This window comes from Streptomyces sp. NPDC058880 (assembly GCF_042742535.1).
Taxonomy (GTDB): Bacteria; Actinomycetota; Actinomycetes; order Streptomycetales; family Streptomycetaceae; genus Streptomyces.
Map to the genome: position 1 here is coordinate 97,254 of NZ_JBHYMC010000006.1, position 20,344 is coordinate 117,597.

21 protein-coding genes and 1 pseudogene are annotated in these 20,344 nt (G+C 73.2%); 8 read left to right on the top strand and 14 right to left on the bottom strand.

Annotated elements, in window-relative coordinates; translation table 11 throughout:
* Window positions 1–40 precede the first annotated feature (40 nt).
* The 5 genes from ACFW2G_RS05860 to ACFW2G_RS05880 all read right to left on the bottom strand — a co-directional run bounded on the left by ACFW2G_RS05860 (window position 41) and on the right by ACFW2G_RS05880 (window position 3,772).
* A complete protein-coding gene (locus ACFW2G_RS05860; protein WP_384448517.1) occupies window positions 41–697 on the bottom strand; it encodes a CBS domain-containing protein in 657 nt (218 codons plus the stop codon).
* Window positions 698–706: 9 nt separating this feature from the next.
* The gene (locus tag ACFW2G_RS05865; protein WP_384448520.1) at window positions 707–1,333 is read right to left on the bottom strand and encodes a CBS domain-containing protein; all 627 of its coding nucleotides are present in this window, start codon (window positions 1,331–1,333) and stop codon (window positions 707–709) included.
* A gap of 11 nt (window positions 1,334–1,344) precedes the next feature.
* On the bottom strand, window positions 1,345–1,953 hold the full coding sequence (locus tag ACFW2G_RS05870) for a CBS domain-containing protein (RefSeq protein WP_384680851.1): 609 nt from the start codon (window positions 1,951–1,953) through the stop codon (window positions 1,345–1,347).
* 237 nt (window positions 1,954–2,190) lie between these two features.
* Window positions 2,191–2,877, bottom strand: a complete 687-nt coding sequence (locus tag ACFW2G_RS05875; RefSeq protein WP_037916763.1) for a CBS domain-containing protein — start codon at window positions 2,875–2,877, stop codon at window positions 2,191–2,193.
* Between the two features lie 25 nt (window positions 2,878–2,902).
* Complete coding sequence (locus ACFW2G_RS05880; RefSeq protein WP_037916765.1) at window positions 2,903–3,772, bottom strand: universal stress protein; 870 nt, start codon at window positions 3,770–3,772, stop codon at window positions 2,903–2,905.
* A 298-nt stretch (window positions 3,773–4,070) separates the two neighbouring features.
* Here ACFW2G_RS05880 and ACFW2G_RS05885 point away from each other — a divergent pair, with 298 nt between their 5' ends.
* Window positions 4,071–4,355, top strand: a complete 285-nt coding sequence (locus tag ACFW2G_RS05885; RefSeq protein WP_037916767.1) for an SHOCT domain-containing protein — start codon at window positions 4,071–4,073, stop codon at window positions 4,353–4,355.
* A gap of 142 nt (window positions 4,356–4,497) precedes the next feature.
* A pseudogene (locus ACFW2G_RS05890) lies at window positions 4,498–5,463 on the top strand (PEP/pyruvate-binding domain-containing protein); the annotation flags it as partial.
* Window positions 5,464–5,502: 39 nt separating this feature from the next.
* Here ACFW2G_RS05890 and ACFW2G_RS05895 read toward each other — a convergent pair.
* The 5 genes from ACFW2G_RS05895 to ACFW2G_RS05915 all read right to left on the bottom strand — a co-directional run bounded on the left by ACFW2G_RS05895 (window position 5,503) and on the right by ACFW2G_RS05915 (window position 10,695).
* Window positions 5,503–6,789 carry a class I SAM-dependent methyltransferase gene (locus ACFW2G_RS05895; RefSeq protein ID WP_384581409.1) on the bottom strand — a complete coding sequence of 429 codons (1,287 nt, stop codon included), beginning with the start codon at window positions 6,787–6,789 and terminating at the stop codon, window positions 5,503–5,505.
* 382 nt (window positions 6,790–7,171) lie between these two features.
* Window positions 7,172–7,333 carry a hypothetical protein gene (locus ACFW2G_RS05900; protein WP_384448535.1) on the bottom strand — a complete coding sequence of 54 codons (162 nt, stop codon included), beginning with the start codon at window positions 7,331–7,333 and terminating at the stop codon, window positions 7,172–7,174.
* Window positions 7,334–7,358: 25 nt separating this feature from the next.
* Window positions 7,359–8,195: an ABC transporter permease gene (locus tag ACFW2G_RS05905; protein ID WP_384448538.1), complete on the bottom strand. Its 837-nt coding sequence runs from the start codon at window positions 8,193–8,195 to the stop codon at window positions 7,359–7,361.
* Complete coding sequence (locus ACFW2G_RS05910) at window positions 8,192–9,754, bottom strand: hypothetical protein (RefSeq protein WP_384448540.1); 1,563 nt, start codon at window positions 9,752–9,754, stop codon at window positions 8,192–8,194. Before ACFW2G_RS05910 ends, ACFW2G_RS05905 begins: the two co-directional genes overlap by 4 nt.
* Window positions 9,751–10,695 carry an ABC transporter ATP-binding protein gene (locus ACFW2G_RS05915; RefSeq protein ID WP_384448543.1) on the bottom strand — a complete coding sequence of 315 codons (945 nt, stop codon included), beginning with the start codon at window positions 10,693–10,695 and terminating at the stop codon, window positions 9,751–9,753. Before ACFW2G_RS05915 ends, ACFW2G_RS05910 begins: the two co-directional genes overlap by 4 nt.
* Before the next feature lie 124 nt (window positions 10,696–10,819).
* On the opposite strand from ACFW2G_RS05915, the gene ACFW2G_RS05920 reads away from it, so the two are divergent.
* Window positions 10,820–12,073, top strand: a complete 1,254-nt coding sequence (locus ACFW2G_RS05920; protein WP_384581407.1) for an ATP-binding protein — start codon at window positions 10,820–10,822, stop codon at window positions 12,071–12,073.
* Window positions 12,070–12,747 carry a response regulator transcription factor gene (locus ACFW2G_RS05925; protein ID WP_384448548.1) on the top strand — a complete coding sequence of 226 codons (678 nt, stop codon included), beginning with the start codon at window positions 12,070–12,072 and terminating at the stop codon, window positions 12,745–12,747. The genes ACFW2G_RS05920 and ACFW2G_RS05925 overlap by 4 nt, the downstream gene beginning before the upstream one ends.
* A gap of 219 nt (window positions 12,748–12,966) precedes the next feature.
* On the opposite strand, the gene ACFW2G_RS05930 is transcribed toward ACFW2G_RS05925, so the two are convergent.
* Entirely contained in the window at window positions 12,967–14,415 is a 1,449-nt protein-coding gene (locus tag ACFW2G_RS05930) for a glycosyltransferase 87 family protein (RefSeq protein ID WP_384448551.1), read from the bottom strand.
* A 114-nt stretch (window positions 14,416–14,529) separates the two neighbouring features.
* On the opposite strand from ACFW2G_RS05930, the gene ACFW2G_RS05935 reads away from it, so the two are divergent.
* Both ACFW2G_RS05935 and ACFW2G_RS05940 read left to right on the top strand, forming a co-directional pair.
* Entirely contained in the window at window positions 14,530–15,672 is a 1,143-nt protein-coding gene (locus ACFW2G_RS05935; RefSeq protein ID WP_052030094.1) for a molybdopterin-dependent oxidoreductase, read from the top strand.
* Window positions 15,672–16,079: a hypothetical protein gene (locus ACFW2G_RS05940; RefSeq protein WP_037916776.1), complete on the top strand. Its 408-nt coding sequence runs from the start codon at window positions 15,672–15,674 to the stop codon at window positions 16,077–16,079. The genes ACFW2G_RS05935 and ACFW2G_RS05940 overlap by 1 nt, the downstream gene beginning before the upstream one ends.
* A gap of 82 nt (window positions 16,080–16,161) precedes the next feature.
* On the opposite strand, the gene ACFW2G_RS05945 is transcribed toward ACFW2G_RS05940, so the two are convergent.
* The 3 genes from ACFW2G_RS05945 to ACFW2G_RS05955 are packed head-to-tail and all read right to left on the bottom strand — an operon-like array spanning window position 16,162 to window position 18,148.
* The gene (locus tag ACFW2G_RS05945; RefSeq protein WP_384448555.1) at window positions 16,162–16,821 is read right to left on the bottom strand and encodes a class I SAM-dependent methyltransferase; all 660 of its coding nucleotides are present in this window, start codon (window positions 16,819–16,821) and stop codon (window positions 16,162–16,164) included.
* Window positions 16,818–17,438 carry a DUF2064 domain-containing protein gene (locus ACFW2G_RS05950; protein ID WP_384581405.1) on the bottom strand — a complete coding sequence of 207 codons (621 nt, stop codon included), beginning with the start codon at window positions 17,436–17,438 and terminating at the stop codon, window positions 16,818–16,820. Before ACFW2G_RS05950 ends, ACFW2G_RS05945 begins: the two co-directional genes overlap by 4 nt.
* The gene (locus ACFW2G_RS05955) at window positions 17,435–18,148 is read right to left on the bottom strand and encodes a glycosyltransferase family 2 protein (RefSeq protein WP_384581403.1); all 714 of its coding nucleotides are present in this window, start codon (window positions 18,146–18,148) and stop codon (window positions 17,435–17,437) included. The genes ACFW2G_RS05950 and ACFW2G_RS05955 overlap by 4 nt, the downstream gene beginning before the upstream one ends.
* 122 nt (window positions 18,149–18,270) lie before the next feature.
* Here ACFW2G_RS05955 and ACFW2G_RS05960 point away from each other — a divergent pair, with 122 nt between their 5' ends.
* The gene (locus ACFW2G_RS05960; protein ID WP_384581401.1) at window positions 18,271–19,071 is read left to right on the top strand and encodes a response regulator transcription factor; all 801 of its coding nucleotides are present in this window, start codon (window positions 18,271–18,273) and stop codon (window positions 19,069–19,071) included.
* Complete coding sequence (locus tag ACFW2G_RS05965; protein WP_384448564.1) at window positions 19,064–20,173, top strand: sensor histidine kinase; 1,110 nt, start codon at window positions 19,064–19,066, stop codon at window positions 20,171–20,173. Before ACFW2G_RS05960 ends, ACFW2G_RS05965 begins: the two co-directional genes overlap by 8 nt.
* The last annotated feature ends 171 nt before the right edge of the window (window positions 20,174–20,344 follow it).

The window sequence follows — 20,344 nt, forward strand, 5'->3', positions numbered from 1 at the left end:
CCCGGCGCGGCCGGCCGGCCACAGGTGGCGCGGCGTTCCCTCAGACCGGATTCGTGTCGTCGGTGGAGTATCCGAGACGCTGGGTCACCGAGACCACACCGTCCACGGTTCGGCAGAGGCGTTCGACGAGGGGGATGAGGCTCCTGAGGCCGACGGTCCCGTCCAGTTCCACCCGGCCGTCGGTGACGGTCACGGTGATGGCCGAGGGGCTCTGGCGCACGCCGAGTCCGAGCACCTCACCCATGATCTCGCGACGGATGTCCTCGTCGTCGCGGAGGAAGATCCGCAGCAGGTCCCGGCGGCTGACGATCCCGATCAGCACGTCCGAGCCGTCCACGACCGGGAGCCGCTTGACTCCCTGGGCCTCCATCAGCCTGGCGGCCTCGGCGACGGTCCAGTCCGGTCGGGCGCACACGGGCGGCGAGGACATCAGCTCCTCGGCGCGCGTACCCGCGGCCTTGTCCTCCTCCCAGGCCTCCCGTGCGGGAAGCGACCGGAAGTAGTCGCTCTGGCCGGCGGACTTCGGTAGCAGGTCCCGTTCCGAGATCACGCCGAGCGGCCGCCCCGCCGCGTCGACGACGGGAACGGCCGACACCCCGTGCTCCGTCAGGGTGCGCGCGACCTCCTTGAACGGAGCGCTGCTGGGGACGGTGACGACCTCGCGGGTCATCAGCTCGCGGACTTCCCGATGCTTCATGTTCCTCTCCTACCGCTCGGAGGGCGTTGGGGCGCCGACCGACACGTCGTCCTGCGCGTAGTCGAGCCGGTTGACCACGTCGACGACGCCGTCGACGCTCTGGCACAGACGCAGCACGATCGGGACCAGGCTGCGCCGGCTCACGGTGCCGCTGAGGGTCACCAGCCCGTCGTCGACCTCGACGGTCAAGGACGACGGGCTGAGCCCGAGGGTGCGGGTCACCACGTCTTCGAGGATCTCCTCCTGGATCGCGTGGTCCCTGCGCAGGAAGAGCTGGAGCAGGTCGCTGCGGCTCAGGATGCCGACCAGCCGGCCGGCGGCGTCCACCACGGGCAGTCTCTTGACCTGCCGCCCCCGCATGACCCGCGCCGCCCGGACGGCGCTCCATTCGGTCCGGGCCGTGACGGCGGGGCTGGTCATGAGCTCGGCGGCGGTGTTCGTGCCGCTGCCGGGGCCCCGCTTGCGGAGCAGATCCGCTTCCGAGACGACGCCCACCGGACGTTCGGCCTCGTCGACCACGGGCACCGCGGAAATGTCGAACTCCTTGAGGAGCCTGGCGATCTCCTTGAACGGAGTGCCCCGTTGGACGCTGACCGCTGTCGGGGTCATCAGGTCGGCGACACTGCGGTGCCTCATTGCGCCCTCCCTCACGCGCGGACTTCGGTGTCGAGATGCACGGCCGTGGCGTCCACGACGCCTGGTACGGTCCGTGCGACACGCACCAGCACGTCCTTCAGCGCCGGGTCGGGGACGGAACCGCGCAGGTGCACGATGCCGTCGGCCACGTGGACCTGCACCACGGCCGATCCCGCGGGGATGAGCTTCGCCACGATCAGCTCCCGGAGTTCCTCGGCGATGTCGGCGTCGGGGCGGAGATAGATCTTGAGGAGGTCGCCCCGGCTGACCACGCCGATGAGGCGGCCGTCGCCGTCGACGACCGGGAGTCGCTTGAGGTGGCCGCGGGCCATCAGGCGGGCGGCGCCGGCGATGGTGGCGTCCTGGGTCACGGTGACCGCCGGTACGGTCATCAGCTGCCCGGCAGTGACGGCGCGGGACTCGTCCGCACCCTGGGCCTTGAGCAGCAGATCCGCTTCCGAGACCACGCCGGCCACCCGTCCTTCCTCCGACAGGACGGGCAGAGCGCTGATTCGCCACTGCCGCATGGCCTCCACGACCTCCTTGAACGGTGTTCTGCGATCGACGGAGATGACGGCGTGGGTCATGACGTCCTCGACGGTGCGAAGGTGCTTCATGATGCCTCCAGCGCGGCGTCCCGGCAGGTTCGAGCATGGACCCCCGTGCCCGTCGGAGGTAGGGCCGTCAGGGGGCCGTCCGGGACCGGTCGGCCCTGTTCTCCCGAAACCGGGCGTGCTGTCATGGAAGGGGCGGAAAGAGTTCCCGAGAGGATGTGGAGAAGCGGCTGGTGGCCGTGCACCGCACGATCGGGTTCCGCGAGAAGCGGGCGGGCTCTTTCCGCCCTTCGTCCTGTGCGCTCACTGCGCGGCACGGCGAGGGGCGGCGACCCCGGACAGGTCGTCGACCGCGTAGCCGAGGGCCTGGTCCACGCTGACGACCCCGTCGACCGACTGGCACAGTCGTTCGACGATCGGAATGGCCGACCGCTCCTCGACCCGCCCGCTCAACGAGACGACGCCTTGGCTCACGGTCACCGCAACCCCTCCCGGGGTCATCCTGAGGGTACGGCCCAGCACGTCGTCGACGATCTCGTCGCGGATGGCGTCGTCGTGGCGGAGCATGGGGCGCAGCAGGTCGGTGCGGCTGACGATGCCCACCAGGGTCCCGGTCTCGTCGACCACCGGCAGACGCTTGACGCCTCGCTCGTGCAGGAAGCGGGCCGTCTCGACGATGCCCCATTCCGGCCGCGCGGTCAGGACGGGGGCGGACATCAGATCGCCGGCGGTCCGGGCCTCCATGGATGCCCGGACCGCGGATGCCGTGGCGTGCAGGGCGTCGCGCCCTTCGGTATCGGGCAGCCCGGCCTGCCTGCGCAGCAGGTCGGCTTCGGAGACGATGCCGACCGGACGGCGGCGGGGGTCCACGACGGGCAGGGCGGAGACCTCGTGGTCGTTGAGGCTCCGGGCGACTGTCTTGAGGGGCGCTTCGGGGCTCACCGTGGCCACGTTCCGGGTCATGACGTCTGCAACAGTGCGATGGGACATGGTCCGATCTCCTTGTGAGGGGCCGTCAGTCGTGGGCGACGACCGCGACGGGCGCAGCGGCGTGGTGCACCACCGCGTGGGCAGCGGACCCCAGATGCACGCCCAGAGGCGAGCGGCGCAGGCGTCGGCCCACGACGACCAGGTCCGCCCTTGCCGCGGCCTGGACGAGCCGCTCACCCGCGGATCCCTCGAACGCCTCGTGGGTGACGCTCACGGACGGGAACTTGTGGCGCCACGGCATCAGCATGTCGTCGAGCATCACGGTGACACTACGGCCGACCTCCCGTTCGTTCTCCGGGTCGAAGAACGGTGCGTACCGGTACATCGACGGCATCTTCCAGCTGTGGATCGCACGCAGGGCGCAGCCGCGGCGCTCGGCCTCCTCGAAGGCGAACGCCAGAACCCTGTCCGCCGCCTCGTGGATGTCGACGCCCAGGACGATCTCCCCGTAGCGGGTGGGCCGGGCCTCCTCGGGCGTGTCCGACACGCGTACGAGCACCACCGGCGTCTCGGTGGCCACCAGTGTCGACAGGCTCACCGAACCGATGAGGAATCCGACCAGGCCTCCCACCCCTCGCGAGCCGAGGACGAGCAGTCCGGCGTCGGCCGCCTCCGCGGCCAGGGCTGCCGCGGGCCTGCCGGAAAGGCATCTCGTCGAGACGTCCAGCCCGGGATGCCGGCGTCGCACGTCCTCCACCGCCTCGGCGAGCGCTTCGTCGGCCCAGCGGTCGGCCACTTCGCGGCCCGGCCGTGGCACCGCCGGGCTGATGAGCCAGTCGACGGCGTGGACGAGCCTCAGCGGTACGTCCCGCAGGGCCGCTTCCCGCGCCCCCCAGCGGGCCGCGGCCCGACTCTCGGGCGAGCCGTCGATGCCGACGGTCACATGGTGCTTCATGACGTAAACCTCCTCGCGGTGCCGCGGACCAGCGGCTCTCCTCCAGCGTCACCCGCGGCGCGCCGACCGAGCAGGGGCCGAGTGGCCCCATGTGGGACCGATCAGCCCCGCCCCTGCCCGCCACCGTGCGCGTCTCCCGCTCCCCGGACGGGGAGACGGGGCGAGCGCGATGGGCCTGTCGTCCCCGGCCGGGACCCGATCGGCCCATGCCCGGACGGCACGCGCCGGGTGACAGTGAGGGCACGGGGGACACGCCCTGCCGGTCGTGTCCCGGGCCACCGCACAGGGAGCGTGAGCCATGTTCTGGTACGACCACGGAATGGGCGGATGGGGCTGGGTCGCCATGTCGCTCGGCATGGTCCTCGTCGCGGCCCTGGCCGTCGCGGGAGTCGTCCTGCTCCTTCGCAGCGTCGACCGTCTCGCTTCGGGTCCGGCGCGGCCTCCGGCTACGCCGTCCGCCCAGCAGGTGCTCGCCGATCGGTTCGCCCGGGGGGAGATCGACGAAGAGGAGTACGAACAGCGTCTGGACACGCTGCGCGCGCACGGGCCGAGCCGAGGTCGACCGGGACCGAGAGAGAGCTGAACCGATCCCACCGGGACGGGGCGGGGCGGGCCCGGCGTCGGCACCCGCCGCACAGAAGAGGAAACCGGAAGGCGGCATTCTGCCGCGCCTGAGTGATCAGCGACCCGACGGGCAGGAGTGGGTGAAGAAGCCGGTGGCAGGCATGGGCGTGTATGTGTACGACTTCAGCGAGGGCGACCGGGGCATGGCCGAGCTTCTCGGAAGCAAGGGCGCGAACCTCGCGGAGATGGCGGCCATGGGCCTGCCCGTACCGCCGGGCTTCACCATCACCGCCGAAGCCGGCGCCGTGCTCCTGGCCACCGGCGAGCCGCCGGAGGGCCTGGAAGAGGAGGTCGGCGAGCACCTGGCGGCGCTGGAGCGGGCTGCCGGCAAGCGGCTGGGACAGGTGGACAAGCCGCTTCTGCTGTCGGTCAGGGCGGGGGCCGGGCACTCCGTGCCGGGTGTGCCGGAGACGATCCTGGACATCGGCCTGAACGACCTGTCCGTGCTGGGGCTGGCCAGGATGCCCGATCGGGAGAGGTTCGGCTGGGATTCCTACCGGCGTCTCGTTCAGATGTTCGGCAGCACGGTCATGGGCGTCGAGAGTTCCGCGTTCGAGGACGCGCTCCGGCGCATCAGGGTCCAACACCGCGTCGCGGACGACTCCCGGCTGGACGCCTGCGACCTCATCCGGGTCGTGGAAACGTTCAAGGACCTCGTTCTCGAACGTACCGGCAGGGCGTTTCCGCAGGATCCGGCCGAGCAGTTGTGGCAGGCGGTCCTCAACGCGTTGCGCTCCGGGACGGCCGTCACCGTTCAGAGCATGGTCTTCGGCAATTCCGGAGCCGACTCCGGCAGCGGCGTCGTGTCTTGCGGCGGTCCGGCCGACGGCCGCCCCGGGCCGTACGGTACGTACCTCCCGAACGCCCAGGGCGAGGAGGTCGTCGCGGGCGCCCGCGAGAGCCTGCCGCTTCGGGAGCTGGCCACGCTGGACCCGGCGGCGTTCGATCGCCTGTGCACGTACGCGCAGCAGTTGGAGGAGCACTACCGCGACGTGTGCGACATCGAGTTCACGATCGAACACGGCAACCTGTGGCTGCTGGAGACCCGTGTCGGCCGGCGCCCGGCGTGAGCGCCGCCCTGGGGGCGCGCGCCGAGCGCCGGCCGCTCACCGGCGGCCCGCCGACGGGTACCAGGCGGTGGGCGTGGCGGGCATGCCTGATCCGCCGTCGCGGGTGGGGCGCACCGCGAGCAGCTGGTCGACACCCATGCGGCGTTCGGTGAAGGCCAGGGAGGCGCCGGCCAGGTAGAGGCGCCACACCCGGCCGGTGGTCTCGCCGACGAGGCTCTCCACCTCGGACCAGCGGTCTTCCAGACGGGTGCGCCAGGCGTCGATGGTGGCCGCGTAGTGCTCGCGCAGGGACTCGACGGACCGGATCTCCAGACCCGCTGCCTCCAACAGGTCGGCGGTGCGTCCGACGGGGCGCATGTGCATGTCGGGCGCGATGTAGGTCTCGATGAAGGGCCCTCCGCCGGGTGCGTCGGCTCCGCGCGACATCTGCTGGATCAGGAGCCGGCCCTCGGGGCGCAGTGCGTCGTGCAGCTTGGCGGCGAAGGCCGGGTACTCGGTGTCGCCCACGTGTTCGCCCATCTCGACGGCGGCAGCCGCGTCGTGGCCCCCGCCGTCGATGTGGCGCCAGTGCCGCAGCTGGACCTCCACCAGTCCGGCCACGCCCTCGCGCACGACCCGCGCGGCGACGAAGTCCCGCTGCTGCCGCGACAGGGTGACCGCGGTGACGCGCACCCGGTGTTCCCGGGCGGCGTGCACGGCCAGGGAGCCCCAGCCGCACCCGACGTCCAGCAGCCGGTCGCCGGCCCCCAGCCCGAGCTTGCGGCAGATCAGCTCCAGCTTGTCCCGCTGGGCCTCGGCCAGGCCGTACGAGGCGTCCGCGGGCCGGGCCCAGTAGGCGCACGAGTATGCCATCGACTCGTCGAGCAGCAGCGCGTAGAAGTCGTTGGACACGTCGTAGTGGTGGCTGATCGCGGCGCGGTCCCGGGAAGAGCTGTGCAGGCGGCCGGTCAGCCGTGCGCGCCCGTCGGGTCGGCGCGGCGGCAGAGAGGCCGCGCCCAGGGAGACGGCGAGCGCTGCGGCCGACGCCATCCGGGCCGGCCGCGGTCGTGTGATGCCCTGGTCGCGGACAGCCCGACGGGCCTGGGAGAGAGCGCCGGCGAGGTCGCCCTCGACATCGAGGTCGCCGCTGATGTAGGCCTCGGCCAGACCCAGTTCGCCGGGCTGCCAGAGCAGTCGGCGCAGGGGGTCGGGGGAGCGCAGCACGACCACGGGCGCGTCGGCGGGTCCGGACTCGGCGCCATCCCAGTCGCGCAGCCGTACCGGGAGGGGGCCGGTGAAGAGGTGGCCCATCAGAGCGGTCAGGCGTTCGGCCGCGGGCTTCATCGGTGGTCTCCTGCGGCGAGGAGGGGCCGGCGGGCGCCGCCGGCGACCGCACGGGAGAGCCTGGCCCGCCCCGCGGGGCGGGGAAGCGCACGCCGGTGGGCCCGGCTGCCGAGGCGTCCGCCCGCCCCGTACGGGGTCCTCCCGCGCGAGATCGTCCACACGCCGGCGGCGGCCGGCCCCGCCCCGCCGGTGTCCGCCGCTTTCCGGTGTTCCGCCACTGCCGCTCCCGCCACTCGACACGCCGCTGGTGAGCGGCTGGTTCACCCGTACTTCGCAGCCGAGGGCCGGGCGGATTGCCGGTGATGCGGTGCGGTCGGGTGGTCGGGTCGTCGGGTCGTCGGACGGTCGGGCCGTCGGGCAGTCGGGCGCGGTGCGGGCCGGCTCACCCGGGCGGCGTGGCGAGCTGCGAGGCCAGGGCCTCGGCCGGTGGGAAGGCGGCGCCCACCGCGGTGACATGCTTCCCGTGCAGGCGGCTGTCCGCGTCGAGTCGACCGGGCGAGGCGCCCGGGTGAGGCGCCCGGGCCGGGGAGGGGCCAGAAGCCACCGTGCTCGCGTACGGCTCCCTTCGGCTACCCGTCGCGCCGGTGCAGCAGCAGGCTGCCGACCAGCAGCGCCGCCGCGGCCCACGCCCCGAGCACGCCCAGGCCGGCCCATGGGCCGATGGGCGGCTCGTGCAGATGGACGGTGGTTTGGACCGAGAGTCCGGCGGTCATGGGCGAGATCTGCTGGAGGTGCCGCTGCCACGCCGGGTCGTTGACCACATGGGTGACGAGCGGGAAGAGGTAGAGCAGCCCGAGCACGATCCCGATCGCGGTCGCCGCCTCCCGTACCGCCGTCGCCACGCCGAGGCCGAGCAGGGCGATCAGGACGAGGTAGAGGACCGAGCCCACGGCCGCGCGCAGGGTCGGGCCGTCGGCCAGGGAAAGCGGGGCATAGCCGTGCGCCTCGGTGAATCCGTTGCCGGGCAGGATGGAGCGGCCGGCGAGGAGGGAGACCAGGACGGCAGGCGTCCCGGAGGCGAGGACGACCGCGGTGAGGATCGTCACCTTGGCGGCGAGTACGGTGATCCGGTTCGGCACCGCAGTGAGCGTGGTGCGGATCATCCCGGTGCCGTACTCGCCGCTGACGGCCAGCACCGCGAGAACGGCGATGACCGCCTGCCCGACGGTGACGCCGGTCAGGGCGAGCTTGACGGCGTCCTGGCCACACCCCGCGTCCGGGCACGTCACGGCCTTGGCGGTGCCGCAGCCGACGGCCACGGTCAGTGCGACGGCGAGCAGAAGCAACCTGCCCGTTTCCCCTGCGGTGCGCAGCTTTGTCCACTCGGCGCGCAGGGCGCGGCCGAAGCCCCCTCGCCACGAGCCGTCCGCCGCACGCGCGCGTCGTGCACCGCCCATGAGGCTCATACGTCCCTCCCCCGCAGTCGCACCACGGCCACACCGAAGGCGAGCGCGGCGTATCCGCACGACACGGCGAGGCCGGCCCACGGAGACAGCGGGTAGTAGCCGGTCGACGGTTCGTACACGCTGAGCACCTGCGCGTACTGCGGCAGCGTCTGCTGGACGGCGAAGCCCGCAGCCGGGGTCACCCGCAGCAGCCACTCCGAGACACCCGGGGGCAGTACCCCGGAGGTGGCTAGCAGGAAGGGCAGCACGATCGAAGCGATGACCAGGGCGACCGCCGTGCCGCTGCGCCGCAGCACGGCACCGACGCCGAGAGCGAGCACGGCGGCGGCTGCGCAGAGCAGGCCGGTTCCGATCATGACGCGCGCTTCGATCGCCGATGTGACGGGGAAGACTCGAAAGCCCCTGCCGCGTGCGCCGTGTTCCCCGACGGGAATGGTGATCGCGGCGGCCACCAGGCCGATGGCGAACGCGATGCCCCCGGCCACCAGCGCCTTGGCGCCGAGCACCCGGCCCCGCAGGGGAGTTGCCGCCACGGTCGTACGCAGCAGACCACGCCGATACTCGCCGGTGATGAACACCGTGCCCACGGCGATCACCACGATCAGCCCGGCGAAGGTGCCGACGAGGAAGTTCTCGACGGAGAAGCCGACGCCCATGACGGGCCCGCCGACGACCGGCGCGATGTCACCGGCCCCGGTCACGGTGAACCCGCCGCCGTCGGTCTGCGTGAAGCCGCCCTCAGTGGTGTTCGTGTAGCTGCCGGACGTGCCCGCGTCGCCGCCCACTTGTGTACCGCTCCACGCACCCGGGGACCAGCGCCCGGTGAGGCCGGGGCGGCCGAAGGCGGCGGTGGCCACGGCGGGGCTGAAGCCCGTACCCGCCGCGGTGTCCTGCTTCGCCTCCGGTGACGTGGCGAAGAGCCCGGCCTGCACGGTGCGCGCAAGCCCAGGCAGCTTCGCATGGCCGACCCAGGTCCACTGGGAGCCGTCGGTGGAGGCGTAACCGGTGAGGCTGTCACCGGAGCGGACCAGCCGAAGCCAGCGCGGGGACTCCGGGGTGACCCCGTCGGACGGGCCCGCCGTGTCGTGCGTGTAGTCGTACTGCATGCGCACACCGTGACCACCGGTGGCCATGACCGCCGCGTACGGCGATCCCTGGGTGAGGCTTTCCTTCACGATGATCCCTGCCTTCGCCCAGGGCTGGGCGCCCTGGACCGTCGCGCCGATCCCGGTGTCGGCCGCACCGGTCAGGGACCGCAGGGGAACGGTGAGGGCGCCGTCACCGGTGAGTGTCCTGTGGACGAAGTAGAAGCTGTCATTGACGGCCTCGCCGCCGGGGCCCTTCGGATACGAGGCGGAGTCGGCGCCGCGACCGCCGGGAGCGGGGGCGGCCGTGCCGAGCAGGCCGACCACGATCGTCACCAGGAGCGCCCCCGCCATGGCGAGAACCCAGCCGGGTACCGTACGGAACTTCGTCCACTCGGCGTGCAGCGTTCTGAGGAACCCGCCCCGCTCGGCGCGCTCCGTGGCCGGGGGGCGAGGGGTGAGGGCGGCGGTCATCGCGCGGCCTCCCCCGCCGGGATGCCCCGGTACTCCACCGCGTCCCGGGTGAGCTCCATGTACGCCTCTTCGAGCGTCGCCCGGTGCGCGGACACCTGGGAGAACGGCACCCCGTTCCGGGCGAGCAGGGCGACGATCTCCTCGTCGGGCAGGCCCGTGACGCCGAGGGTGTCGGGGCCGGTGGTGAGGACGGCGGCGCCCGCGCCGTGCAGCACCTGAGCGGCGCGCGCAGGTGCGGAGGTACGCAGGGTGACCCGGCCGCCGGACGCCTCGGCGAGCAGGTCGGACACGCTGGTGTCCGCGACGACCCGGCCGCGACCGATCACCACGAGATGGTCCGCGGTGTCTTCGAGTTCGCTCATCAGGTGACTGGAGACCAGGACGGCGCGGCCCTGCCGGGCCAGCTCCGCCAGGAAGCCGCGCATCCACACGATGCCGTCGGGGTCGAGGCCGTTGAACGGCTCGTCCAACATGACCACCGGCGGGTCACCGAGCAGCGCCGCCGCGATCCCCAGGCGCTGGCGCATGCCCAGCGAGAAGCCGCCGGCCTTGCGCCGGGCCGCTGTGCCCAGGCCGGCCTGATCGATGACCTCGTCCACCCGCCGGGCCGGCACGCCCTGTGAGTGGGCCAGCCACAACAGGTGGTTACGGGCGGTGCGGCTCGGTTGCAGCGCGGAGGCGTCGAGCAGTGCCCCCAGATGTCGAAGCGGGCGCCGCAGGGTGCGGTACGGCACCCCGCCGACCAGGGCCGATCCCTCAGCTGCGTCAAGGCCCAGGATCACGCGCATGGTGGTGGACTTGCCCGCGCCGTTCGGGCCGACGAAGCCGGTCACCCGTCCGGGCCGCACGGTGAACGTCATCCCGTCCAGAGCCAGCCGCGGCCCGAAGCGCTTGCGCAGACCGATGACCTCGATCGTCGCCTTCGTACTCTCATCGCTCATGGACGCCACCCTGCGACGGAGCGCGTGACAGCGGCCGAACGGCCTCTGTCATCTCGCTGTTAGGTGCCTCGGCTTAGCCTGGCCCGGTACGTGTCCCGGTGCAGTGGCGAGAGGGAGCATACGGATGAACTGGGGTCCGCCCCGACGGCTCGCGGGCCTGACTGCCCGGCTCGGCCTGCGCCGTGGCACTGTCCGCACCCGCTTCACCGCCTTGTACGCGACGCTGTTCCTGCTGTCGGGAACGGGGCTGCTCGCCATCGCGGCCCTGGTGGCATCCGGCGGATCGCGCTCCAGTCAGACCGCCCCCGATGGTGGCACCGATCAGCGAGCCACGGCGGCACAGGCCCAGGCCCGCATCGACGGCCTGGAGCAGCAACTGGCCCAGGCGCACGACACGCAGTCCCGGCAGATCCTGCTCGGCTCCGCCATCGCCCTCTGCGTCATGGCGGTGATCTCGGTCGGCCTCGGCTGGTTCGTCGCAGGCCGGGTGCTGCGCCCGCTGCGGGTGATGACAGCGGCCACCCGCCGGATCACCGCCGACAGCCTGCACGAACGCCTGGCCATCGGCGGCCCCGGCGACGAGGTGAAGGACCTCGCCGATACCATCGACGATCTCCTCGGCCGCCTGGAGAACTCCTTCGATGCGCAGCGCCTCTTCGTCGCGAACGCCTCCCACGAGCTGCGCACCCCGCTCACCACGATGCGGGCCTCCCTGGGCGTGGCCCTCGCCAAGCCGGGCCCGGTGCCCGAGACCACGGCCACGCTGGCCGCCCGGATGCGCGCCGAACTCGACCAGGTGGACCGGCTGCTGGAGGGTTTCCTCGTCCTGGCTCGCACCCAGCACGGCGAGTTCACCGACTCGGCGCGCCTCCCCCTCGGCCAACTAGCGCTGACTGCCCTGACCGGCCGGGCGAAGGACATTGCGGCCAAGGACCTGACCGTGCGGGAGAACCGGATCGACGGCTCCGCGTGGGTGTGGGGCAGCCAGACGCTGCTGCGCCGTGCGGTCGACAACGTGGTCGACAATGCGATCGCGCACAACGACCCCGGGGGATGGATCGGTGTCGCGGTAGGGGCCGAAGGAGACGGCGCAGGCGCAGTGTCCCTCGTCGTCGAGTCCAGTGGACCGGTCCTCGACCAGCGGCGAGTGGCGGACCTCGGGCAGCCCTTCCGCCGCCTTGGCGCCGACCGGACCGGCAGCGGCCGGGGAAGCGGCCTCGGCCTCTCCATCGTCGCCGCCATCACCCGGGCCCACCATGGCACCCTGGACCTGCGCGCCCGCCCCGACGGCGGCCTGCGCGTCACCGTCACCCTCCCCCGTACGGACGGCAGGGCGACGGCGGAAACTCCCCACACGGAGAGGGGTGTGGTGCGGTGAGAGTCCTGGTGGTCGAGGACGCCCGCCCCCTCGCGGAAGTCATTGCCGAGGGACTGCGCGACCAGGGCATGGCCGTGGACATGGCCCACGACGGGCTCGACGCCGCGGCCAAACTGGACGTCAACGCGTACGACGTCGTCGTGCTCGACCGCGACCTGCCGGGCATCCACGGCGACACCCTCTGCCAAATGATCACCGAGCGGGACGGTCGCGTGATGGTCCTGATGCTGACCGCCGCCGACTCGCCCGGCGACCGCGTCAGCGGCCTGACCCTGGGCGCCGACGACTACCTCGCCAAGCCCTTCCACTTTCCCGAACTCGTCCTGCGCATCCGCGCCCTGGCCCGCCGCCGGCCCGCCGCCCGCTCCCGCACCCTGAGCAGCGCGGGCATCGAACTCGACCCGACCCGCCGCACCGCCAGCCGCGACGGCCGCCAACTCGACCTTTCCATCAAGGAATTCGCGGTGCTCGAAGCCCTCCTGAACGCAAGCCCCGCCTTCCTCAGCACGGAGAACCTCCTCGAACAGGTCTGGGACGAACACGCCGACCCGTTCACCAACACCGTCACGGTGACCATCAGCCGTCTGCGCCGCAAACTCGGTGCCCCTCCGGTCATCGCCACCACGCCCGGCGTGGGGTATCGGATCACCGACCCAGCCGTCCCGGCAAACTGAGCAGCCACCAGGGGCCGGCGACCCGCGAGCGGAGGCGGTACCCCGTGCGCCCGACCTCAGCGGTCGGCTCCGCGGGGGCCATCGTTCGGCACGAGCGCCCGCCGGCCCGCGGGGGTGCGGACCACCCCGTCGGAGGCCCGCACACCCGCGGGCCGGTCCCCGACCGCCGTCGCATGCGGCCGACCACCTGCGGCGGGTGCCACCGTGCGGGCCCGCCCCTCAGCGCGGGGAGCGGGCGGCACCGGGCGAGGGCAGCGGCTCGGACCCGCCGGCCCCCGGTGGGCACGGCCGCCGTCGGATGCGGCCCCTCACGAGAACGAGGACGGTCGCCGCTCCGTAGGCGATGTTGCTCAGGGCCGGCTGGTAGCCGAAGGTCGGGCCGAGGACGTAGACGGCGGCGCCCGCCAGGGGGATGCCGAGCCATTCCCAGCGGCCGTCGAGGGCGACGAGGGCGATCAGCAGCAGCGCGTACCAGGAGTAGCCCGGAGTGAGGAGGACGAAGGACCAGCCGGTGACCTGCAGGGCGCCGCTCCAGGGGCGCTGCGGATCGCCGCGCCGGATGACGTGGAGGGACACGGCCGCGACGATGACGAGCAGTACGGGAAACGCCCAACTGTCGGGCAGGACCAGTCGCAGGAGCGAGTAGCGGGATCCGGCCGAGGGGTCGTCGTAGCCCTCCTCCTCGACGTAGCCGCCGAGGTATCCGAAGACCGAGCCGTGCGACAGCAGGACGTACGGCAGGTAGGAGAGCAGGGTGAACGCCGCCACCGGCAGCAGCACCGCGACCGCGTCGCGCAGGCGCCGGACCCCCGACAGCGCACCGGGAAGGACGACGGCAGGCATCAGCTTCGTCGCGACCGCGGCGCCGATCAGCACGCCGCCCGCCGCCCGCCCGGCCAGGGCCCGGGACGCGACGAGGCCGAGTCCGGCGACCGTGAGGAGCACGCCCAGCACGTCCACGTGCGCGTTGTTGACCGCCTCCAGCGGAACGGCCGGACACCAGGCCCAGTACGCCGCCGTGCGCAGGTCGTCGCCGCGCCGTCGCAGGACCAGGAGGACGGCGCCCGTGACGCCGAGGGAGATCAGGGCGGCACCGGTCTGGAGCGGCTTGTGCCGGGCGCCCTCGGGGGACAGCCGGTCGACGGCCAGGAAGTACGCCTCGGCGACGGGCGGGTAGATGGTGTGGACGGCGGGTCGGTTGATGCGCGTGCAGTGGCCCGTGCCCTCGGCGGACGGGATGCGGGCGAGGTCGGGGCCCTGGCAGGCGGCCCCGGTGGGGAAGAGCCAGGGGTCGCGCAGCCGGGCGAGAGCCGGGTCCTGCGGAGGATGGTCGTACGGGGAGACGCCGGCCGACTGGACACGGCCGTCCCAGGCATAGCGGTAGGAGTCGGTGCTGGTCCGCGGGGGAGCCAGCAGGCCGGTCACCGTGACGGCGACCGCCCCCGCGAGAATCAGCCCCGCGACACGGCGGGGCGGGACCCGGCGCAGCGCGAGCAGAGCGACCGCGAAGAGCGCCCAGCAGACCGCGTACCACCCGAAAAGTCCGCCGGGATTGCTGAAGTAGCCCCCGTACATGACGGTGAGGGCGAGCACCGCCGTGAGTGCGGCGAGGGCGAGGGCGGTGGTCACGAGTGCGGCGCGAGAGGAGATGGCGGTAAGGGGTTTCACCTGCGGAAGCGTTCCAGGTATCGGCCCGTCCGGGGGCCTCGCCACCTCGGACGTCCGTGTTTCGTAAGGTGTTCCGGCCACCTGCGCGGCCCTCGCCGGGGGTGTGATGGGGGCATGCGTTGGACTTTGAATTCCGGGCCGCCCGTCACCTTCAAAGGGCGCCTGCACGATGCCCGTACCGCGACCGCGATCGGCCGCTGGCTCGGCCTGGCCATGGTCGTCTGCTTCGCGACCGGTGTGCTGAGCCACTACCTTCAGCACCCGCCGGGCTGGCTGGCCGACCGGCTGCCGAGCCGCCCGTACTGGGGCTACCGGCTCACCCAGGGACTCCACGTGGCGTCCGGGATCGCGGCCGTCCCGTTGCTGCTGGCGAAGCTGTGGGCCGTCTACCCGCGGCTGTTCGCGTGGCCGCCGGTCCGCTCGCTGCGCCACGCCCTGGAGCGGATCTCCGTGGCCGTCCTCGTCGCGGCCGCACTGTTCGAACTGTTCACCGGGCTGCTGAACACTTTCCAGTGGTACCCCTGGCCCTTCAACTTCGTTCCCGTGCACTACGCGGTCGCCTGGCTCCTGCTCGGATCGCTGCTCCTGCACCTGGCCGTGCGATGGCCGCAGATCCGCGACCACTTCACCCGTCGATCCCCCGGAACTCTGGCCCTGCCCGCCGCCGACGGTCCGGACCGGCGCCAGCTCCTCCTCGGTGTCACCGCCGCGGTCGGAGCGGTGACGGTCACCACCGCCGGACAGTCCGTCACCGCACTCGGCGCACTGGAGCTGTTCGGCCCGCGCAGCCCCGCCCACGGGGTGCAGGGGCTGCCCGTGAACCGGACGGCGGCAGCCGCGCGCGTCTCCCGGGCCTCGCTGGCCGACTGGCGGCTGACCGTGGACGGGCCGCGCCCGTACACCCTCACGCTGGAGGAACTGCGCGCCATGCCCCAGCACCACGCGACCCTGCCCATCGCCTGCGTCGAGGGCTGGAGCAAGTCCGCGCGGTGGACCGGGGTACGGGTACGGGACCTCCTGGAGAGGGCCGGCGGTGGCCCCGGTGCGCGGGCCCGCGTGGTCTCGGTGGAGGAGGCGGGCGCCTACCGGGTCATGGAGATGGGCCGGCACTACGCGCAGGATCCGCTCACCCTGCTGGCGTTGCGGCTGAACGGCGAGGTGCTGTCCCTGGACCACGGCTATCCGGCACGGATCATCGCCCCGAACCGGCCCGGTGTTCTGCAGACCAAGTGGGTCGGCCGGCTGGAGGTCGTGTGATGGGCATCCGGTACGCGGTGGGAGTCTCGGGGGCCATGTGTGCGGCCTGGGGAGGCTGGCTGCTGCTCCAGCAGCGCGAGCCGTGGCGGATCGCCGTGTGGCTCGGGGGAGCGGTCGTGGTGCACGACGGACTCGTCGCGCCGCTCGTGCTGGCCGTCGCCGCACTCGTCGGCGCGGTCGGGCTGCGATTGCGCGGTGTCGTGCGCGGAGCCCTGATCGTCGCGGGCTCCCTGACCGCGATCGCGCTTCCCCCGCTGCTGCGTCCGGCAGGCGTGGCCAACCCCACCGTGCTCCCGCTCGACTACCTGCGCAACTGGCTCCTCCTCATGGCGGCCATCGCGGTGCTGACCGCGGCGTACACCGGTGTGCGCGCCATGGTGGGCAGGGTCCGCCGCGCGGGCCGCTGAGGACCGGCCGGCGCGGAGAAACCGGGGGTGGAATCCGTACCACTGCGGATTCCGCCCCCGGCTTCCCCCTGCGGTCCACCGGTCAGTGCGTCAGGTGCACGAAATGCCGGCCCGCCACCTGCCAGGTGTCGTACGGGGTCCAGCCCGCAGCCCCCGCCTCTGCCCGCAGGGCGCGGGTCCCGAGCCGCGCCCACCAGAAGGAAGCACCGCGGCCGCCCGCGCCGTCCTCGACGGAGACCTCCACGCGCTCGTCCACGTCGGAGGAGGCCGCCTCGACCAGCAGGGAGCCGCCGGGCGCGGTCAGTTCGGCCGCCCGGCGCAGCAGGGCGGCCGGGTCGCCGCCGATGCCGATGTTGCCGTCCATGAGCAGGACCGTGCCCCAACCGCCCTCACGGGGAAGCGGGTCGAAGACGGACCGGCACAGCGCGCTGCCGCCCGCCCGCACGGTGCGCGTCACCGCCTCGGGAGTGACGTCCACACCGAGCGCGGTGTGTCCCAGTCCGGCGAGCGCGGCGACCAGACGGCCCGGTCCGCAGCCGATGTCGAGGACGGGCCCGGTGCACCGGGCCAGCACGGTGTGGTCGGCCGCGTCGGGCTCGGCGCACCACCGCTCGACGTCCAGGGGGAGCAGCCAGCCGTCGTGACGCCGGAGGTAGAGCGGGCCCTGCCCGGCGCGCAGCGCGTCGGCGTACGGGTCGGCCTGCCAGGCCCGCGCGGCCGGCTCGGTGAGCTGGGCGGTCATCGTGTCACCGCACACAGTCCGGCGTGCAGCGCGGCGAACCGGGTCCCCGGCGCGGCCGCGGCCACCCGCTGCGCGTCGTCGGGGGTGTCCACGTCGCAGAGCTCGGGGAGGTCCCGTACGGTCAGCCCCGCGCCGGTCAGCCGTTGCCGTTGCACCTCACCCGTGTGAGCCGCCGACATGGGGACGCCGAGCAGGAGCGCCGGGTCGGGTGCGGCCAGGCCGAGCGCCCAGAACCCGCCGTCGTCGGCGGGCCCGAACCAGGCGTCCGCCTCCGTGAAGTCGAGCCCGAGCGCGAGCAGGCCGGGGGCCACCTGCGGGGTGTCCATCCCGATCAGCAAGGCGGGCCCCGCCGCCAGGGCGAAGGCTGCCGCCAGCCGCACGTCCAGGCCTCCCGTGCACTGGGGGACGACCTCGATGCCGGGCGGGACCCAGGGCCCGGGCTCTCCGTCCAGGACCAGGACGCGGCGCCGGGCCGGCGTCGCCAGGACCGCCGCGAGGGTGTCCTCCAACGCGGCACGCGCCAGGTCGGCGGCCTGCTGCGGGGTGAACTGCGCGGTCAGCCGGGTCTTCACCCGCCCGGGGACGGGAGCCTTGGCGATGACGAGGACGGTGCTCATGCGGAGATCCCCTCGGTCGGTGCGCCGTGGGTGACCGGTGGCTCGGCCAGGACCCGGCGCATGTCGCGCACGGCGTGCCAGGTGCCCCGCCAGGTCCCCGTCACCTTCGACTTGCCGGAGCGCGGCAGGTAGGGGACATCGGTCTCGGCCACCCGCCAGCCGGCGTCGGCGGCCCGTACGACCATCTGGAGCGGATAGCCGCTGCGCCGGTCCGTCAGCTCCAGGCCGAGCAGTGCCTCGCGGCGCGCGACCCGCATCGGGCCGAGGTCGTGCAGGCGCAGGCCGGTCCGGTGGCGCAGCATCCGGGACAGCGCGATGTTTCCGGCCCGCGCGTGCGCGGGCCAGGCGCCGCGTCCCTGTGGGCGGCGGCGGCCGAGCAGCAGGTCCGCCTCGCCGGCGGCGACCCGCTCGGCCATCGGGGCGAGCAGGCCGGGGTCCATGGAGGCGTCGCAGTCGCAGAAGCAGACGAACTCGGCGCGGGCGGCACGCAGCCCGGCGTGGCAGGCGGCGCCGAAACCGCGCCGGGCCTCGTGGACGACGGTGGCGCCGAGGGAGCGGGCGATGTCGGCCGAGCCGTCGGAGGAGCCGTTGTCGACGACGATGGCCCGCCAGCCGGACGGCACCCGCGCCAGAACCCAGGGCAGTGCCTCGGCCTCGTCGAGGCAGGGAAGTACGAGGTCCGCGCGGGGCGGACGAGCAGAAGGAGTCACCCTCCACACCGTAGGAACCGGAAGGCGCCCAAAGGCGCCCGAAGACCTTACGAAACGCGGACGCCGTGCCGTACGGCGGACGGCCCGGCTCCGGACGTCGCGGCGTGGTGCACCCTGGGGGCATGGCAATCAGCAACGAAACCGGGCTCGGCCCCGGGCCCGCCCCCGGTGACGGCACGGGCCGCGTCCTGGTCGTGGACGACGATCCGACCGTCTCCGAGGTCGTGGCCGGCTATCTGGAGCGGGCCGGATTCACCGTGCACCGTGCCGACGACGGCCCGGCCGCCTTGGAGAGCGCCGCGCGTCACCGTCCCGACCTGGTCGTCCTGGACCTGATGCTGCCCGGTATGGACGGCTTGGAAGTCTGCCGCCGGCTGCGTGCGAGCGGGAGCGGAAGGCCTTCCGTCCCCGTGGTCATGCTCACCGCGCGCGGCGACGAGGACGACCGGATCCTGGGCCTGGAGGTGGGTGCGGACGACTACGTGACCAAGCCCTTCAGCCCGCGGGAGCTGGTCCTGCGCGTGCGGTCGGTCCTGCGCCGCAGTTCCTCGACCGCTCCGGCCGACGAACCGTTGCTGGTGGTCGCGGGCCTCACCGTGGACCCCGCGGCCCGTCGTGCGACGCGGGACGGAAGGGAGCTGGCGCTGACCCTGAGGGAGTTCGACCTGCTCGTGTACTTCCTGCGGCACCCGGGCCAGGTCTGCGACCGGGAGCGGCTGATGCGCGAGGTCTGGGGCTGGGACTACGGCGACCTCTCCACCGTGACCGTGCACGTCCGCCGACTGCGGAGCAAGATCGAGAAGGATCCGGCCGACCCCCGGCTGATCCGGACGGTATGGGGCGCCGGATACCGGTTCGAGGCGGGACCTCGTCCGTCCGGTGACGCGCCGGACCCGGCCCGGACGGAGGACGGCCGTGGGTGACCTGCTGCTGATAGCCCTGTACGCCTTCCTCGGCGCGGCGGCCGCGGGACTCCTCGGCGCCCTCGCGCTGCGGATACTGCGGCGGCGCAGCGTCGCCGTCTCCCTCGCGGTCGTCGCCGCGGTCGCGGTGTCCGCGATGCTCGCCGGCACCCTCATGGTGGCGTGGGCCATGTTCCTGTCCTCCCACGACCTGGCCGTGGTGACCACGGTCGTCGCGATGGCCGCCGCCGTATCGCTGGGAACGGCGCTGCTGCTGGGCCGCCAGGTGGTGCTGCGCTGTCGGGAACTCGTCGGCGCCGCTCGCGACTTCGGAGAAGAAGGCACCTTCCGGGTCCCCCTGGTGCCGGCCCCCGCCGAACTGGCCGCGCTGAGCCGCGAACTGGCCCTCACCAGTGACCGGCTGCTGGCCTCACGCGAACGCGAGCGGGCCCTGGAGACCTCCCGGCGTGAGCTCGTGGCCTGGATCTCCCACGACCTGCGGACCCCGCTGGCGGGGCTGCGCGCGATGTCGGAGGCGTTGGAGGACGGAGTGGTGGCCGACCCCGCCCGCTACCACCAGCAGATGCGCGCCGAGGTGGAGCGCCTCAACTCCATGGTCACCGACCTCTTCGAGCTGTCCCGGATCCATGCCGGCGCGCTCTCCCTCAGCCCCACCCGCATGTCCCTGTACGACCTGGTCGGTGACGCGCTGGCGGGCGCGGACGCACTCGCCCGCGAGCACGGGGTGCGCCTGGCCGGCGGCAGCGTCGCCCCGCTGCCGGTGGAGGTCGACGGCAAGGAGATGACCCGAGTGCTGTCCAACCTGCTGGTCAACGCCATCCGTCACACCCCGGCCGACGGGACGGTCGCCGTCGCCGCCGAACGCCGCGCGGACGCGGTGGTGCTGTCCGTCACCGACGCCTGCGGCGGCATCCCCGAGGAGGACCTGCCCCGCGTCTTCGACACCGGATGGCGAGGCTCCCCGGCGCGTACGCCCCCCTCGGGCGCGGGCCTCGGTCTGGCCATCGTCCGGGGCATCGTGGAGGCGCACTCGGGCCACGCGGACGTGCACAACGTGCCCGGCGGGTGCCGCTTCGAACTGACCCTCCCGGCCCCCGCGTAGAGCGCACCGGGCGAGAGCGGGAGGGACTTCGCCGGAACCCTGCGGAGCCCGCCCCCGAGCACGCCCGAGGCCGCCGGGGATCACGGGACCGCCCTCGTACCGGCGACGCGCGGCCGAACGTCCTCGACGCCGGCGGCCGGACGCCCACGGTGCCCGGCGGGCGCGGAACCG